The organism is Chitinophaga sp. W3I9, assembly GCF_050434025.1.
GTDB lineage: Bacteria > Bacteroidota > Bacteroidia > Chitinophagales > Chitinophagaceae > Chitinophaga.
Window position 1 is genome coordinate 5,328,692 of the sequence record NZ_JBNPWC010000001.1, and the last position, 17,676, is coordinate 5,346,367.

General features: G+C 46.6%; 16 protein-coding genes. 14 read left to right on the plus strand and 2 right to left on the minus strand.

Translation table 11 applies throughout. The annotated features are described in order from the left end of the window. Positions 1–6 precede the first annotated feature (6 nt). Entirely contained in the window at positions 7–972 is a 966-nt protein-coding gene (locus QFZ51_RS21570) for a hypothetical protein (protein ID WP_429048761.1), read from the plus strand. A 17-nt stretch (positions 973–989) separates the two neighbouring features. Here the strand turns inward: QFZ51_RS21570 and QFZ51_RS21575 are convergent, their stop codons facing one another. Beyond that, positions 990–1,682: a hypothetical protein gene (locus QFZ51_RS21575; protein ID WP_429048762.1), complete on the minus strand. Its 693-nt coding sequence runs from the start codon at positions 1,680–1,682 to the stop codon at positions 990–992. 290 nt (positions 1,683–1,972) lie between these two features. Here QFZ51_RS21575 and QFZ51_RS21580 point away from each other — a divergent pair, with 290 nt between their 5' ends. The 13 genes from QFZ51_RS21580 (at position 1,973) to QFZ51_RS21640 (ending at position 16,842) form a co-directional block, all read left to right on the plus strand. Continuing rightward, on the plus strand, positions 1,973–3,193 hold the full coding sequence (locus QFZ51_RS21580; RefSeq protein WP_429048764.1) for an acyltransferase family protein: 1,221 nt from the start codon (positions 1,973–1,975) through the stop codon (positions 3,191–3,193). A gap of 129 nt (positions 3,194–3,322) precedes the next feature. Next, positions 3,323–4,084: a polysaccharide biosynthesis/export family protein gene (locus QFZ51_RS21585; RefSeq protein WP_429048766.1), complete on the plus strand. Its 762-nt coding sequence runs from the start codon at positions 3,323–3,325 to the stop codon at positions 4,082–4,084. 8 nt (positions 4,085–4,092) lie between these two features. Continuing rightward, positions 4,093–6,456 carry a GumC family protein gene (locus tag QFZ51_RS21590; RefSeq protein WP_429048768.1) on the plus strand — a complete coding sequence of 788 codons (2,364 nt, stop codon included), beginning with the start codon at positions 4,093–4,095 and terminating at the stop codon, positions 6,454–6,456. Beyond that, positions 6,449–7,795, plus strand: coding sequence for a flippase (locus QFZ51_RS21595; RefSeq protein WP_429048771.1), 1,347 nt, complete (start codon positions 6,449–6,451; stop codon positions 7,793–7,795). The genes QFZ51_RS21590 and QFZ51_RS21595 overlap by 8 nt, the downstream gene beginning before the upstream one ends. Next, positions 7,792–8,484, plus strand: coding sequence for an FkbM family methyltransferase (locus QFZ51_RS21600; RefSeq protein WP_429048772.1), 693 nt, complete (start codon positions 7,792–7,794; stop codon positions 8,482–8,484). Before QFZ51_RS21595 ends, QFZ51_RS21600 begins: the two co-directional genes overlap by 4 nt. A 1-nt stretch (position 8,485) precedes the next feature. Next, positions 8,486–9,133 carry a class I SAM-dependent methyltransferase gene (locus QFZ51_RS21605; protein WP_429048774.1) on the plus strand — a complete coding sequence of 216 codons (648 nt, stop codon included), beginning with the start codon at positions 8,486–8,488 and terminating at the stop codon, positions 9,131–9,133. Further along, positions 9,133–10,038 carry a hypothetical protein gene (locus QFZ51_RS21610; RefSeq protein ID WP_429048776.1) on the plus strand — a complete coding sequence of 302 codons (906 nt, stop codon included), beginning with the start codon at positions 9,133–9,135 and terminating at the stop codon, positions 10,036–10,038. The genes QFZ51_RS21605 and QFZ51_RS21610 overlap by 1 nt, the downstream gene beginning before the upstream one ends. Before the next feature lie 15 nt (positions 10,039–10,053). Continuing rightward, positions 10,054–11,481: a hypothetical protein gene (locus QFZ51_RS21615; protein WP_429048778.1), complete on the plus strand. Its 1,428-nt coding sequence runs from the start codon at positions 10,054–10,056 to the stop codon at positions 11,479–11,481. Further along, a complete protein-coding gene (locus QFZ51_RS21620) occupies positions 11,465–12,334 on the plus strand; it encodes an FkbM family methyltransferase (protein WP_429048780.1) in 870 nt (289 codons plus the stop codon). Before QFZ51_RS21615 ends, QFZ51_RS21620 begins: the two co-directional genes overlap by 17 nt. A 10-nt stretch (positions 12,335–12,344) precedes the next feature. Further along, positions 12,345–13,448 carry a glycosyltransferase family 4 protein gene (locus tag QFZ51_RS21625; RefSeq protein ID WP_429048781.1) on the plus strand — a complete coding sequence of 368 codons (1,104 nt, stop codon included), beginning with the start codon at positions 12,345–12,347 and terminating at the stop codon, positions 13,446–13,448. Continuing rightward, entirely contained in the window at positions 13,445–14,185 is a 741-nt protein-coding gene (locus QFZ51_RS21630) for an FkbM family methyltransferase (RefSeq protein ID WP_429048783.1), read from the plus strand. The genes QFZ51_RS21625 and QFZ51_RS21630 overlap by 4 nt, the downstream gene beginning before the upstream one ends. Further along, on the plus strand, positions 14,182–15,378 hold the full coding sequence (locus tag QFZ51_RS21635) for a glycosyltransferase family 4 protein (RefSeq protein WP_429048785.1): 1,197 nt from the start codon (positions 14,182–14,184) through the stop codon (positions 15,376–15,378). Before QFZ51_RS21630 ends, QFZ51_RS21635 begins: the two co-directional genes overlap by 4 nt. A 54-nt stretch (positions 15,379–15,432) precedes the next feature. Next, positions 15,433–16,842, plus strand: a complete 1,410-nt coding sequence (locus QFZ51_RS21640; protein WP_429048787.1) for an undecaprenyl-phosphate glucose phosphotransferase — start codon at positions 15,433–15,435, stop codon at positions 16,840–16,842. On the opposite strand, the gene QFZ51_RS21645 is transcribed toward QFZ51_RS21640, so the two are convergent. Then, positions 16,839–17,552: an FkbM family methyltransferase gene (locus QFZ51_RS21645; protein WP_429048788.1), complete on the minus strand. Its 714-nt coding sequence runs from the start codon at positions 17,550–17,552 to the stop codon at positions 16,839–16,841. The genes QFZ51_RS21640 and QFZ51_RS21645 overlap by 4 nt on opposite strands. Positions 17,553–17,676 lie beyond the last annotated feature (124 nt).

Sequence of the window (17,676 nt, forward strand, 5' to 3'; positions counted from 1 at the left end):
AAGAATATGATGATAAATTCCAGCGGTCAGGCGCTTAGTCCGGACGATGAAAAACTGGTACGCTGGTGGCAGAAAAAGTATGGCAGGAAAACCTGGCAGTGGGCCGGCTTGCTCGTACTCTCTCTTCTGCTGTCAGCCTTGCTTGTTATTTTATTCAGCCGGGAAGAAAGGCTGTTGGCTTATATATTTATGCTTCCCTTTATGCCATTTGCTGCTTTTTTTGTTTATAAGCTGGTGAATGTTTTTGGAAAGATGAGGCAAACGCGGACCGCTCTGTGCAGGGGACTGAAACAGGTGACCACGGGTACACTGCAGGAGGTGACAGCAGATAAACATCTGCTCACTTATACCATAGACAATAACACCATAAAGGTAGCTGCACCAGGACCTTTAGAGCATGTTTCCGGCAGCTTTTTTTTGCCGGCGGCATTAATCATATTGGAATGGCTTCCCGTAACTGTACAAGATAATATACTACTGAACGTACATTATAAAGATGTGCAGGAAGCGACCAGCATCGCCGGACCTGCAGGCACAGCAGAAAAAGCGACCCTGATGATGCGCTGGAACAGCCGCACCATCAAAATACTATTCTTCACACTCGCAATTCCATCTGGCATCTGCCTGATGGTTTCTGAAAGGGCACGTGAACCCGCAATAATGTTAGGCATGCTGCTTTTCGTTGCAGCGATTGCTATTTTCCTGGCAGGGTTCACCCTGGTTTTCAATCGCCGTGTACAAAACGCTGAACAAAGAATAGTCCTTACCGGTATCATTACAGAAGTTTTTGTTTCCCGTTATGATAACGATGGCAGTGAAGATACCAGGGTATATTGGTACCGTATTGGAGAGCAAATTGTATCAGGATATCATGATGATGACCGCTTCCTGCCCGGTGATAAAGTTTGCTGCGTTTACCTGGCCGATAAAAAAGGAGTGCAGCATGGGCTGTTCAGCATGGCATTGCTATAGTTAAGACAAAAAATCAGCTATTCTTTTTTCAGGTCAATAGTGATGAACTCCGAATCCGGCAAAATGATGTTTAGCTGCTCATAATCCCTTTTGTATGTCACCTTCGCACCTTTGGGTAACTGGCGGCCCCCCGCCAAATGATCTTCAGACAGTGTTCCGGAAACAAACGTACTATCGGTTGCGATGACCGCTTTGCCGGTGCAGGGCCAGCCAAACACCAGCTGATCATACGCAAGTGTAACGTTCCACGTATCGGGGCAATTGATAACAACCCCTATGTAATCTTTCACCTGCAAATTGAAAAAGCGGGTAGGCTTTGACAAATGAACCGAATCAACATCCGTCAGTTGGGCCTGTTTCCTGTAGTTCATATCAAAATCAGTTTGATAATAAACTGTATCGTTTGTTGAAAGAGCAATACCAGCTACGGTTTCAGGCTGTTTTAATATGAAAGTGTGAAGCGCCTTCTGCTGCCTGAATTCCCTCCTGCTTTCCCCATCACTGATCCATCCGCTCACTATTACCCACATTGCTACCAGCAGCGGAAACAGTAACACGGCGGCGCCAATGCCGGAAAACCATCTTACCCAACTGCTGTTTTTCCGACGAAGACAGGCCCATAGCAACAAAAACCCTGCTGGCAGGGTAACATACCAAAAGTAAAACGTGTATATTAAATACTCGCCAAAAGGTCCGAAGTGAAAGTCCATCCGTTTATCTTAATCAGGATTATTGTTTTTCTGATTGCTATCAGCTACAAAGATAGCCCTCTCATGATGGTTGTATATACCTGGAAACGGGGGGTTTTTAAAAGATGGTCCAATAATATAACATCCCCCCTTCCAACCCCTCTGTTCATTTCATTCATTTTAACATTGTCATATCCATTTCATCCTTTATCTGTGTTAAGCTTCTAGCTATCAGTATTATAATTAAATTACTACTGTCGAAATGAATCTGGATATCGTCTATTGATCATATTGCTATCGAAAACTCCCTAATGACTTCAAATCAAAGTCCTCCTCAGCATTTTTACGCCCTCGACGCTATCAGAGGTATCGCCGCTATGATAGTGGTCCTATATCACTGGCAATTCTTTTACTACGCAAACGACGTTTATGTACAGGGAGGGTTTCAGAAAACGGCACTTCCGTGGTATAAATACCTGTCTATTTTCTATACTGATGGGATGGTGGCGGTCGACCTGTTCTTCCTCCTGTCGGGGTTCATCTTCTTCTGGCTGTATGCAGAGAGGATTGCCAACCGGCAGATAAACTTCCGCAAGTTCATCATTTACAGGGTCAGCAGGCTCTATCCTATTCACTTTGTTACCCTGGTGCTGGTGGGAGTGCTTCAATGGCTGATGCTGAAAAATATCGGGCACTATTTTATCATTCAATATAATGATGGTTATCATTTCCTGCTGAACCTCGTTTTCATGCAAAACTGGGGATTTGAGAAAGGTCCTTCCTTTAACGGTCCTTCCTGGTCTGTTTCCGTAGAGGTATTCCTGTATTTCCTGTTTTTTATTATCTGTTACCTCAAACTGGAAAAGAACAAACTGCTGCTCTTCCTGCTGATTCCTCTTGGCGCATTTATACAATATCATTATTCTCTCATTGGGAAAGGCATGTTTACCTTTTTCCTGGGGGCGTTTGTATACTACCTGTACGTTTGGATGATGAAAGAAAACAGGGCAAAAAAATACCTGCCGTCCCTCATCACCATCACGCTCCTGCTATGGATAGCCATGTTCGCAGAATACCAATTCTCTATTTTACAGGGCATATGGATAAAACTGCTTCACCAGGTGATGCCCGGTACAAGTACCGAAACCGCGATGAGCCTGTTTGGCCAGCTCCGGAACTTCTTTTTCCGCCTTGCTGTATCTCCCTGCACTATCCTTACCCTGGCAATGTGGGAAACAATCAAAGGTATGCTGAACAAGAAATGGGCGCTGCTGGGCAACTGTAGCTACGCCATGTACCTGATCCATTACCCGTTACAGATAATATTCGTTCTCGTAGTTGACTGGTTTCATATGAGCCGCCTTGTATTAAGATCGCCAGTTACATTAATGCTGTTTTTCCTTTTACTGATCCCGTTAAGCATGGTCACTTACTACTATTTCGAGCTGCCCGCCCAGGACAAGCTCAGAGCCAGATTTTCCAAAAAGAATAAAACCCGTGTAACGATTGCTGATGTAAACGTAACGACTTAAAAGTTCCGTAATGAAGGAGGCCCATCACTTCCTGTTTGATGAAAAACCTTTAGCGAATAATTACCGGAGAAAATCCTGTATTCACATGTCATTTTATACAATACCGCATTGATAAATTAATCACTATATATGGGATTGAAATTTAGCTTACCACTGATCCTGGCGTTAGTTATCATTACCGGATGCGCGGGCACCCAAAAACTAACTTACTTTAATGACATTGCCACAGCGGCGGGAGCCGATTCCCTCAACCGCCTGCAGCAGCTCAAAATACAACCGGGTGATATCCTGCAAATCACCATCACCACGCTCGACAAAGAAGTATCACAGATCTTTAATCCCAACGTGGCGGCTTCCGGCCCTGCGGCAGGAACCGGCATAGAACAGGGATACCTGGTAGACAGCACCGGTAATATTTCCCTGCCGGTCATCGGGAAGATAAATGTAAAAGACAAAACAACTGCTGCCATCAACGACCTGGTATCGCAGGAGCTGGAGAAAACAGTCCGTAATGCTTATGTAGCTACCCGCCTGGTAAATTTCAGGATCTCCGTACTGGGCGATGTAGCCCGTCCCGGCTCTTTCAGGATCGGCGCAGAAAGGGCCTCCCTCCTGGATGCATTAAGTATGGCAGGCGACCTCAACGTAACGGCTAAACGCGATGATATCATGATCATCCGGGAAGTGAATGGCATAAAAACATATGCTTCCATTAACCTGAACGACAGCAAAACCCTCTCGTCGCCGTACTATTATCTCAGCAATAACGATGTTATATATGTAAAGCCCGGACCAGACCGCAAGTTCGCCACATCCAAAACAATACAGCTGCTGCCGGCTATCATCGGCGTGATATCACTCATTACCACGATTGTCATTTTAAGTAAATGATCCGTAATATGAATCAACCAAAAACGACAAACAACAGGAACTCCGTTATAGATCTCAATGATCTTTTCCAGAAAATAGTTTTTCACTGGCCACTATATCTCCTGGTGCTTATGGCCATGGTGACCAGCGCCATGCTGTACCTCAAGTACAAAAAACCGATATACATGTCGAGCGCCAAACTGTACCTGAAAGATGAGAAAAAAGGCGGCGGAGAAGAAATGGACGCCCTCAAATCACTGTCGCTTTTTAACAACGGTAAAAATATTGAAAATGAGATGGAGGTACTGAAATCCCCTATCCTGGTGGAAAAAGTAATCGCCGGCAACAGCTTTAATATCCGGTATTATATAAAAGGAACCGTAAAGAATGAAGAGATCTATAACCAACCACCGCTCCGCCTCCGAGTACTGGGCGACAGCTCAAAAGTAGGGAACTACGTTTTTGATGTAACCCGGGAAAAGGACCTGCTGAAAATAAAACTGGTGAACTATAACACCGACACCAGCCTGCAGTTAACAGCAAAGCCCGGCGAACCATTTACCGTGGCGAAAGATAAATTCGTGATCACCTTCTCCCCGCTCGCCGGCAGCACTCCTGCTAATACCTTCCGCATCCGGGTGGATTCCGTACCGGAATACGCCTACGAAAAGATAGAGGAAATAGGTACTGCGCTCGTTAACAGGGACGCCACTGTGATACTGGTGAGTTACAAAGACCCCGTTCCGGAAAGAACTGCCGACTTCCTCAACTCCCTGCTGGAAGCCTACAACGAATATACCCTCGATGATAAAAATAAAGTGGCATTCAAAACCATTCATTTCCTGTCGGTGAGAGTGGATTCCTTAAAAGAAGAACTGGGACTGCTGGAAAAACAGGAGGAAAATTTCAAGATCCAGCGAGGCATCACCGATATTGACGCCAGTTCCAAACTGGCACTGGAACAGGTAAAGGAGGCGGATATCCGGCTCAGTGAAGCCAACCTGCAATTGTCGGTATTTGACCAGGTGGACAGCTACATCAGCAACCCCGCCAGCGATTACCCCTTCGCCCCCGTGCTTGGCAACATCGACCAAACACTTACTTCTATGATCAACCGGTACGAAGAAGCGCTCCGGGAAAAGAAACGGCTCTCCCTTTCGCTGAAACCTACCAGCGACATCCTGAAAAATGTGGAGTCGCAAATTACCGATACCCGGAAAACCATTAAGGACTATATCTCCGGTTACAGGCGAAATGCCGGCGTGGTGCAAAGAAAAACACAGGACAAGGTAAACCAGATACAAGGCAAAATAGCGAATATACCTACCTACGCAAAAGAATACATTAACATCAAAAGACAACAAGGCGTGAAGGAGAACCTGTATCTCTATCTCCTGAAAAAGAAGGAAGAAGCATCGGTCGCCTATGCGAGTAACGTGGTAGACAATAAAGTGATAGCGCCGGCATTTGTTCCCGACAAACCCATTACTCCTAAAAAATCACTGGTATTCATTGGCTTTATTGCAGCAGGACTGGTACTTACCAGCGCCTATATCTATCTTAAATATTTCTTAAACCCAAGTGTACTCAGTAAAAAAGAAATAGAACAGGTGTTCGACCTGCCGGTGATCGCAGAAATTTACCAGCAGGAAGAAGGCGCACGCGATATGTCGCTCCAGAACAGATCTGTACTGGTGGAGCAGGTGTTTAATATGCGTACCAATCTGAAGTTCCTGCTCACCGGGGTATCCGGTACGCCCACCATCCTGCTTACGTCCAGCATATCGGGCGAAGGAAAAACGTTCCTGTCGGCTCACTTAGGCAACTCCTTAACAGTAAGCAATAAAAAAGTAGTGCTGCTGGAACTGGATCTCCGGAAACCAAAGCTCTCGCAGTTCCTGGGGCTGGATCATAACGTGGGCGTTACGAATTATATCATCGGTAATAAAACCATTGAGGAGATCATCAAAAAAGTACCCGGTACCGATGGCCTCTACCTGGTTTCCTCCGGCCCCATTCCGCCTAATCCCATTGAACTGATTGAAGGAGACCGCATGGCTGATCTGCTGGCGCAGCTGAAAGACCTGTTTGACTACGTGGTGATTGATATGTCGCCCATCGGTATCGTGTCTGATGCGAAAAGCATTTCACACCAGGTTGACTGCGCCCTGTTTGTAGTACGGTACAATTTCACGCTCAAATCCAAACTGATACCGGTATCGGAAAATATCCGGAAAGGATTCTTCAAAAAAACCGGGATCATCTTTAACGGTATAGAGCAGGATACTTTCTACCCTTATTATTACTACGATCATTATTCATATACAGAAAATAAACAACATAATCATACGTGGTCGTCACTGGTTAAAAAAATAAAACAACGCATTGCATAAACTATTTGAAAATAGCGGTTGGCTTTTGGTTGATAAGCTCAGCAAACTTTTCCCAGGCATTATCATCATGGCGCTTATTGCCAGGCACCTGGGTCCCGAAGAATTCGGGATCTGGAACTATGCGCTGGCACTCACCACTATTATCGGCAGTGTGGCCATATTGGGCATGGATAAACTCGCCGTGAAAGAGTTGATCAACAATGAACATAAGCAGGGAACTATTGTAGCCACTGTGATCCTGATGCGGATCATTGCCGGCGTGGTGTGCATGGCGGTAAGCGTTGGCATTGTGCTGCTGACCGGAAAGCATCAGCAGCTTTATCTTTACTGTACCATTTTCTCTGCCCTCATCATCCTCTTGCAGTCTTTTGATGTACTGGATTATTTCTACCAGGCAAAAAATAATGTCAAAAAGGTGATCATCCCCAAAGTAGTGGTATTTATCATTTTCTGCGGGATAAAAGTGCTCATCGTATACCTGGATGGTGCGCTGATTGCATTCCTGTGGACTTCCGTAATAGAATTAGTGGTTACGTACCTGATCATCATTGCGGTATATCTATCCCGTCATGCTGCGGCTTTTACCTGGCGTATTGATACGGCATTGGCACAAACGCTGCTGGTACAAAGCTGGCCGCTGATGCTCTCCAACCTCGTGGTGGTGTTGTTTATGAAGATCGACCTGGTGCTGCTGGATGCATTGGCTAACCCTGCTGAACTAGGGAAATATGTAGGCGCCGCCAGGATTTCTGAACTCTGGTACGCTATTCCTACGGTGATATCCGTGGCGATGCTGCCCAGCCTCCTGCAAACGAAAAAGATCAGTCACAACGCTTACCTGGCAACACTGGAAAAATGGCTGCGGCTGTCGTTCTGGCTGAGCGTTGTCATTGCCGTAATGGTTACATTAACCGCGCATATCATCATTCCGTTTCTCTATGGCCCTGGTTACGCGGCGGCATCATGGATGCTGATGATCCATATCTGGGCAGGGATCCCTGTATTCCTGAGCATTGTGATGGTGCAGTACCTGTTCGTGGAAGGGGAATATAAAATATACCTGTACGGTAATCTTTCCGGCCTGATCGTAAATGCAGGGATTAATTTTTTCCTGATCCCGCTATATGGCGGCATAGGCGCCGCCATTGCCACAGTAGCGGCCTACAGCACCGTTTATGGCATGTTGCTCCTGCTCGATAAAAGCGGCCAGGGATACCTGCTTACCATAAGAATGTTTCATCCCTTACTGGCATTTTCTGATATAAGACAAGTATACAACAGCCTGCGGATTTTTACCATCAACCTGGTTACCGTACAACAAAAAAACTATACGAAATGAGCAGCATCAAAGATATCGCTGTAAAATTAGTCACCACCTTATTCCCCCGTCTCAGTTACGGTGTGCGGGCCTACAGTTCGGAGGGAGAAGACCTGATCCTGAAAAGGATTTTCGACCAGAAAAAGAAAGGCGTTTATATAGATGTGGGGGCGCATCATCCCTTCCGGGTATCCAATACCTACCTGCTTTACAAGAGAAACTGGACGGGCATCAACATAGATCCGTTGCCGGGTTCAAAGGCATTATTTAACAGGCACCGGCCCAAAGATATTAACCTGGAAATAGGCGTCTCGGTAGTAAAACAACAACTCACGTATTTCATTTTTAATGAACCGGCTTTAAGTACTTTTTCTCCTGAAAAAGTAAAAGAATATACACAGTTAACCAAATACCGGGTGATCGGTGAAAGAAAGGTAGATACCTGGCCACTGGCGGATATTCTTGATAAATACCTGCCGGAAAATGTTGCCATAGATTTTATCACCATCGACGCCGAAGGCCTTGATATGGAGGTATTGAGATCTAATAACTGGAATAAATACAGACCTGCATATGTACTGGCAGAATCATCACCATTTGAGGTACTTCAAACAGACCGCAGTGAGTTATGCCAGTTTATGCACCAGGTAGGATATAGCATGTTTGCCAAAACCTATTACACTTACTTCTTTAAAAACATGAACGCCTAAGATGTCCGGAAGCAGGTTATATGTACAATATGGTTGCGGGCCCTTTTCGGCGCCCGCCGGCTGGAAAAATTACGATTCCTCGCCCACCCTCAGGATCCAGCAGATGCCCGTGATCGGTAAACTGCTGAAACCCCTGATGCATGTTTCCTTTCATAAGGATGTGTTGTTGGGCGATATCCTCAGAGGCTTGCCCGGTATAAAAGAAAGTTCCTGTGACGGTATTTATTGCTCGCATGTACTGGAACACCTTTCTTATAACGACTGCCTCCTGGCGCTCAGGAATACCTTTCACATCCTGAAGCCAGGAGGGTACTTCCGCTGCGTGCTGCCCGACCTGGAAGGCGCCGCCAGGAGATATATTGACCAGCTAAAGCATAACGATCCAAAAGCCAACACCAGCTTCATGGAAGAAACCCTGCTGGGAAAAGACGACAGGATACGTGGCATGAAGCAACTGGTACAGCTGGCCCTGGGTAACCGTGAACACCTGTACATGTGGGATCATCTGTCGTTATCGCACCAGCTGGCTGCAGCAGGATTTAAAAACATACGGCACTGCGGGTTTAATGACAGCAGCGATGCCATGTTTAAACTGGTAGAAGAAGAAATAAGATTTAATAACGCCGTTGCATTGGAGGCAACTAAATAATGTTACAGACGCCGGTCTTATTACTGGTATTTAACCGCCCTGAACAAACGCTGTTTGTATTCAGCCAGATCCGGCTGCTGCAGCCGGAACAGCTGTTTATTGCCGCCGATGGTCCACGGCCGGACAGACCCGGGGAAGCTGCGCTGTGCGAAGCCACGCGGACAGCCGTTTTACAGGGCATCGACTGGCCATGTAAAATAACAACGCTGTTCCGGGAACATAACCTGGGCTGCGGCAAGGCGGTAAGTTCGGCGATCGACTGGTTCTTTAGCCAAGTAGAAGAAGGGATTATACTGGAAGATGATTGTGTACCGGATCCCACCTTCTTTTCTTTCTGTACAGCGATGCTGGAGAGATACCGGTTAAACAACACCGTCATGCATATCAACGGGAGTAATTACCAGTCGGGCGTTACACGGGGAATGGCTTCCTATTACTTTTCCCGCTACGCACATGTGTGGGGGTGGGCTACCTGGCGCCGCGCGTGGCAGCATTACGATTTCTCTCTTCACCGCTACCAGCATAATTCCCGGAGCGGGCTCAATACTTTTTTACGGGCCGAACTGCAATCCATATACGACGCCCAAACAGATACTTGGGATATCCAATGGTTCATGACAGTATGGTTTTGCAAGGGATGGGTAATTACGCCGAATATTAGTCTTGTCAGAAACATTGGCTACGGCAAAGAAGCCACCCATACCCGCTCCACCCCACGGTGGTTCAGGAAAATACACTACGGCGCCATAACGGATATCATTCACCCCGGTGAAAACAATATTGATGAGGCAGCAGACCAGTATACCATCAACACACTATATAACAGCGGCAGGCTATCTATCAGGCTTAAAAAAATAGTAAAGAACAACAGGTTGCTGTACAGTTTATACAAACGCATCCCGTGATCAGTAAAAAATAATATGGAAACAGGATATACTAGTCTTCAAAGCAGTAATTTTTTCGTGGAATGTTTCAGGGAAAGCATGCCCCTGGTCATTGCCGCGATACTGCTGTACCTGTATTATAAAAAGCGGATCTCTATTATAGACACGCTGCTGTATGCCTTTGCGTCGGAGGCATATACCATGCTTGTTATAGGGCCTACTTTTACTGCTACCTTTTTTGTTGGCATCTTCATTTTCATTGAACAGGCGCATCAGTTGTTTACCGGCAAACAGTACATCCGGAAAGAATATCTTTTCCTGCTGTTGCTTCCGCTCCTGTCCAATATTGCCGTGTTCCTGATCACACAGCTGTACAAAGATCCCTTTAATTACCCCGGTGGTAAAATGCTGGCTTTTTATACCAAGCCCATTTATTTTTATATAAAAACCTACTTACCATTGTTTGCGATCGGCGCCAAAATAGTGCAGGAAAGGGAGCAGCTTTCGTTTGAGAAGTTTACAGTTACCATGAAAAAAATTGCGGTGATATCCTGTGTGATTGCAGCCATACAAATCGCCGTACAGCTTATTTTCAGGAGCGTGGAACTGAGTGAACTCCTCGGGTTACAGAGCCGGTATCTGCTGCAGGAAATCAACGGGCCGCTGGGGTTACGCGTACAGGCATTATTTGCAGAGCCCAAAATATTCAGCGCCTTTTTATCTTTAGCGATTCCTTTATTTGTGAGGGACAGGAATTACAAAGCGGCCATTGTAATGGTCATTGTAGGCATCCTCACTTCTTCCCAAACTTTCTGGATAAATATCCTGGCCGGCGGCCTCCTGTTTTTATGTCTCCCTAAACTGATGCCAGTAAGATGGAAGATCATCAGTACCCTGGGTATGATCGTTGGTATTTTCCTTTCGATCGCTGCCTCAAAAGAATACTTCCTGAAACATTACATGGCTAACCGCAACCAGCCGGTATACCAGCTCCTCTTCGAAAGATCTGCCTACCGGTATGATAATGAGATCTGGGGTAAGAATAATATTATACTCGGGATTCCGCTGCAAAGGGATATGGAACTGCCGGTGGTCGACTTCCTGCGGGATGAACCCTATTTGGTTATATCGGGATATGGCGCGGGAAACAGCACCTTTATTCCGGCGAGCTATTTCTTTGGACAGCTGAGTTACCAGAACCGGGTAGCAGGCATTGGCGGGCATAATCTCAATATGCGGTGGTTTTTTATCCTGGCAGAATTTGGGGCTGTTTCCCTGTTCTTCTTCTTCCTGATACTCACTAAAACAGGGCAGCATATTATGCCCTTTCAGCGCAGCTACCTGGCGTATGTAGCTGTTTGTTTCTTTTTCAGCCAGATAGACCTGTTCCTGATAATAGTGGCATTACTGTGTGCATATGATAACGAATCCATAAATGATACAGGATATGAACAAAGCACGTAGTATACTATGGGGTATCCGGTTCCGGCTGTCGTTGCTGTATCATTACCTTTTCAACAGCAAGGTAAGACGGCGGACAACTTGGCGCGAAATGAAGTACCATCTCTTTTCGCCGCGCATGTATGCCATTGCCAATGAAAAGGCTACCCTGGTAAATAAAGATGACAAATACAATTACTACCGGATAAAGGGTTACGAGGACCTGTTTATTTACCCCGCGTCCGCCCCGCATTACAGCTTTGCGATGATCCTGGCAGAAGCAAGGCCGGGGCACTGGCATTACTATGAGATCCCGCAAACAGCCATCGCCCCGGGGGATGTGGTGGTTGACTGTGGCAGCGCGGAAGGCTTCTTTGCATTCAAACACCAGCACACCGCCAGCCGCATTTTTGTACTGGAACCCTTACCCCTGTTCGTGGATTCCCTTCAACAACTGTTCCGGCAAAAAAGCAAAGTGGTGATTCTGCCGGTAGCAGCGGGAGATACCTGCCAGAAGGCGTACATCAACATGGCCTCCAACGATACGGTACTGAATGGTACTATCGGCCAGCACAACAACAACGGGAACGCGGTGGAAGTGGAAGTAGTAACGCTCGACAGCCTCTTTGCAGAAAAGGGTATCCGCATAGATTACCTGAAGGCAGACATTGAAGGATTCGAGGAAAACATGATCCGCGGCGCGTTGGAAACTATCAGGGCCAGCAAACCCAAAATAGCCATCACCACTTATCATGAAGGACAAAATTATGAAACGCTGATAGCCCTGATAAAAGGGGTAGTACCGGAGTACAACCACCTCGTAAAAGGGATTCATTACATCTCCGGTAACCCGGTGATGTTACACATGTGGATTTAATCATACAATGATGCAGGTATTTTTGGACAATATTGTATTCTCTATTCAGAAAGCAGGTGGCGTATCTGCCTACTGGTATGAGCTGTTGTCCGGTATGTGCAACAGCGGGTTATCGGTTGGCTTTTTAAATGCACGCCCGGGATCAGACAACATCTTTGAACGGAAAATAGATTATCACCGGTTTAATTGTATCCGGGAAAGCTGGATTCCCAGCAAGTACCTCCGCTACCTCCCGGTACGCTACCCGCTTCCTGCGGCGGCGGTTTTTCATGGAGGATACCTGCGGGTTTCCCCACAGAAAAATATCCTCAACATCCTTACGGTACACGACTTTGCACACGAACGGAAGCTGGCGTCGAAGTTTCCGCGGGGCCTTGCCAATACCCTGCAAAAAGCATACGGTATCAGGCGGGCCGATGGGATTATCTGTATTTCAGACAGTACCCGGAAAGAGCTGTTCCACTTTTATCCCGGCATCGATCCTGCAAAGGTGAAAGTAATCTATCACGGCATTGCCTGCGACTTCTACCCCATCAACAAACGCCTGCCGGTAAGCTGTTCGCTGGAGATGGATCTTCAAAAAAAATTCATTCTCTATGTTGGTGCACGCAGGAATTATAAAAACTTTTTCATAGCGGTAAAAACCATGGAGCTGCTGCCTTCTTCCTTTCACCTGGTAGTAATAGGTGGTGAGCCCTGGAAAAAAGAAGAGATCAATATGATGAAAGAAAAACTGGCCGGCCGTTATCATATCTTCCCGACCGTTAGCCAGGCAGACCTTAATATTTTATACAACCATGCATTTTGCTTGCTCTATACCTCCGCTTATGAAGGCTTCGGATTTCCGCCGGGAGAAGCCATGAAAGCGGGCTGCCCCGTGGTCACCACCAGTATGACCTCCATGCCCGAAGTAGTAGGAACCGCCGGGCTGATGGCCGACAAGGCAGATCCACTGCTGTTTGCAGAAAAAATAAGATCCCTGGAAAATGACGCATTCAAGCAACAGCTGATAACACAAGGACTTCAACAGGTACAACAGTTCACATGGGATAAAAGCGTACAGGAAACAATTGGTTTTTACAAAGATTGCTGGAACTACAAATTCTCGACATGAGTATTATTTTCAAAATTGCTGACACGGTAAAAGTATTCCTGACATCCGGCAGGGGTTTCACTTCGTTGCTGGAAAAAGGTGCGTCTGTAGCCTCTACGCAGATACTACACAACTGCCGGCACTATATCCCCTCGTTAGGCGTAATTATAGACGCAGGCGCCAACCAGGGACAGTTTGCCATGGCTGCCAGTCACTTTTACCCGCAGGCGCGTATCCACTCCTTTGAACCCCTGCCCGGCGTGTTTTCCCTGTTGCAACGCAATACCCGCAGGCTCGCTAACATCAACACCTACAACATGGCGCTGGGCAACTCCACCGGGACACTGGAATTTTACAGCAATGCGTATTCCCATGCCAGTTCAGCCCTGCATGTATCTGACCTGCAAAAAAACATGCTTCCCAAAACAGCTAACTCCAACCGCATACAGGTATCGGTACAACGCCTGGACGACCTGCGGCATAAAGTGCCTTTTATCCCGCCGGTATTATTGAAAATGGATGTGCAGGGATTTGAGAAAGAAGTACTGAAAGGAGCGCTGCATAGTCTCCGGCAAATTGACTACCTCCTGTTTGAAACCTCTTTTGTTCAAATGTATGATGGCGAGCCACTGTTTGATGAAATGCACCATTTTGTTAAAGAACTGGGATTCGATTTTATAGCGCCTGTTGGCTTCCTGCAATCGGAAAAATTGCAGATCCTGCAAATGGACCTTTTATATAAAAGAAAGAAAGGATGAAAATTGTTGTGAACGACCATTCCGGCCATGCCTTTACCTTACAGCTTAGCCGGCAATTTGCGGAAAGCGGGCATGAAGTATTGCATGCCTACTCTGTTTCTTTCCAGTCGCCCAAAGGAAACTTTGAAGACCTTCACCTGTCAGGGTCCGGGCTTACCGTGCTGCCTATTATGATCAAAGGAAAATTCGACAAATACTCTCTTTTAAAAAGAAGGAAACAGGAAATTGAATACGCGCGTCAGCTGACTAACAAACTGGATACATTCCGGCCCAACGTAGTACTGAGCGGCACAACGCCGTTATTTGTACAGCAACATGTACAGCAATACTGCCTCCGGAAAGGGATCAAATTTGTGTACTGGTGCCAGGACATTTACACCATCGCCATCCGGCAGATTGCCCGCCAGAAGTTAGGCATGATCAGCTTTCCCATCTGGTACTATTTTAAAAGCCTGGAAACAAAACTGCTGAAGAGAAGTGCGCATGTGATCAGTATTACACAGGACTTCAATGATCTTTTTGACAAGTGGAAATTGCATCCGGAGCAGGTAACCTGTATTCCCAACTGGGCGCCGCTCCGGGAAATAACGCTCACCGGTAAAAATAACGATTGGGCCCGGCGGCACAACGTAGCAGATAAAACCTGTATTGTTTATTCGGGCACATTGGGATTAAAACACAACCCGGCGATGCTGTCGGCAGCAGCGGCCTATTTCCTTACGCATAAAGATGTGGTGTTTATTGTTATCTCCGAAGGATTGGGAGCAGCCTTCCTGCAAAAAGAAAAAGAGGAACGGCAGCTGGACAACCTGCTGCTCCTTCCCTTCCAGGATTTCAGGGATATGAGCCAGGTGCTGGGCGCAGCGGATATCCTGCTGGCCATACTGGAAAATGATGCGGGCGCCTATTCCGTGCCGTCGAAAGTACTCACTTACCTGTGCGCTAAAAAGCCTATTGTGCTGGCGATGCCACCGGATAACCTGAGCGCGGCCATTGTACTGGATAACAAAGCCGGCTATTGCATTTCCCCGGATAATCAGCAGGGCTTCTGCCAGCACATAGAAAAGCTGCTCACGGATACGACATTAAGACAGGAAATGGGACACAACGGACGGGCATATGCAGAAAAGCATTTCGACATAAAACATATTGAAAACAAATTTCTTCAGGTATTTAATACCATCCTGAACTGATAAAGATGCTCATTCATAACCGGCGCCACCCATACTATCCATCATCTTTTAATTATGAACCTTATGATACCCGGTAACCATATTAATTTCCTGCTGAGACTCCTGATCGATTATGTAGTGCTGATACTGGCTTTTCTGGGCACCCGTGAATATATTGCGGGTTTGGGAGATGTATTCTTCTCCGGCTTTAACCTGCTATTGCTCTGCATCAGCATTACGGCCTGGACCATCATTGGCATGTCGCTTCATTTATACGACGAATTCAGAACGAGGTCGTTTTCCTATGAGTTTATTGCCATTCTTAAAACAGCATTGTTGCATGCCTGTTTCTTCACCTTCCTGTTCTTCTACTGCTTTAAATATTATCCCTATCCGAGAACGTTCACCTTGCTGTATGCTTTCCTCAATTTTGTAAGTATTACCGTGGTTAAGTTCATGGTCAAACAATCTTTGCTCCGGTTGCGGTCAAACGGTTACAACATAAAAAACATACTCATAGTAGGTACCGGCGATACCGGCATGAAATTCTATAAAACCATTTTATCCAACGATCATTTCGGTTACCGGTGCGTTGGCTTTGTGGATGAACAAACCAATCCTTACCTGAACGGGCAGTACCTGGGCAAAATATCGGACCTCACGAGGATCCTGGAAAGTCATGAGATAGACGATGTGATTGTAGCCCTGCCGGACCCTAATACGGAGATGGAAAAAATTATTATCACCAGTGAGAAGGAAGCCAAACGGGTAAGGATCATTGCAGACTGCCACCGCTTCTGCACCTCTACCGCCAGCATGAATTTCTTTGGTAAATTCCCGCTGCTGACGATCCGTACTTCTCCGCTGGATGACCTGGCGAAGCAGCGGTTCAAGCGCCTTTTTGAGCTTTGCTTTACTACCATCCTCTTTATTACGGTATTCAGCTGGTTGTTTCCGCTCATCAGTATACTGGTCAAGCTATCGTCGCCGGGGCCGGTGCTGTTCAAACAGGAACGGTGGGGACTGAAGAACAAAAAAATCACCTGTTATAAGTTCCGGTCCATGACCATGAACAGTGATGTAGTGGATGCAAACGGGCGATACCTCCAGGCTACCCGGAACGACTCCCGGATTACTGCTGTGGGCCGGTTTCTCCGCAAAACCAATCTCGATGAGCTGCCGCAGTTTTTTAATGTGTTGATGGGAGATATGTCGCTGGTGGGACCCCGCCCCCATCCCATTCCTTTACACCAGGAATCTAAAAACACGATACAAAATTATATGCTGCGGCATGTGGTAAAGCCGGGCATTACAGGCTGGGCGCAGGTGAATGGCTGCAGGGGGGAAACGAGGATATCAGGGCAGATGCAGAAACGGGTTGACTTTGACCTGTGGTATATTGAAAACTATAGCTTCTGGCTCGACTGCCAGATCATTTTCCAGACATTGATGAATATGATCAAGGGAGATAAAAATGCGTATTAACGCTGGAGCTTCCTCAGGGCCACAATATTCTGGAAGGAAAATATTTCATAGCTGGTGCTGTTGTATGCTCCCAGGGCTTTGAGTCCGTCGGGTAATAAGCGGTAAAATTCATAGCCCGGCAATATGTCTACAATATCCTTAAAAAAGGTCCTGGAGATAATATTCATTTCGTTGAACTCCACCTGTATCACATCTGCCAGTCCGCGGGCAATAGTTTGGCGGGCGCCTTTCAGCACACTCAGTTCGTGTCCTTCTGTATCTATCTTCAGTAAGGCTATCCTGGATATTTCCTGCTGTGCTACAAATTCGTCGATGGTAGTGAGATCAATGGACACTTCTTCCGCGGTGCCCTTATGAAGATGTTCTATCACCCCTTTATACATGCTGGCATGCTCTGAGCCGCCATCGCCCTGGTAGTCGTAAATAGTAGCCATGCTACTCTCCTCGCCGGCGCCCTGAGGAACAGCGGTGAAATGGTGGGTTGCTGCCGCCGCGCTTAGCTTGCGGAACGCCACAGGGTGTGGCTCAAAAGCAAAGATCGGGAGCGTGATGCCGTTCTTTCTCAGCATCACTGAATAGTTGCCCATGTTGGCGCCAACGTCCATGATCACGCCGGTATCCAGCTTGCGGCGGGCCTTCAGGAATTTAATAAACGCCTTCTCTCCGGATACGGTATCATTTTCATGATTCCTGATTCCCAACCCGAACATACTGAGCTTATACAAGAAGAGATTCACGGGATAAAAAACCTTCCGGGCGAATAAGAGTACATACACTCTTTTAACAGACTTTCCGAGCGCATTCATAGTTTGGTTATTGGTTGCCGGCAGTGAA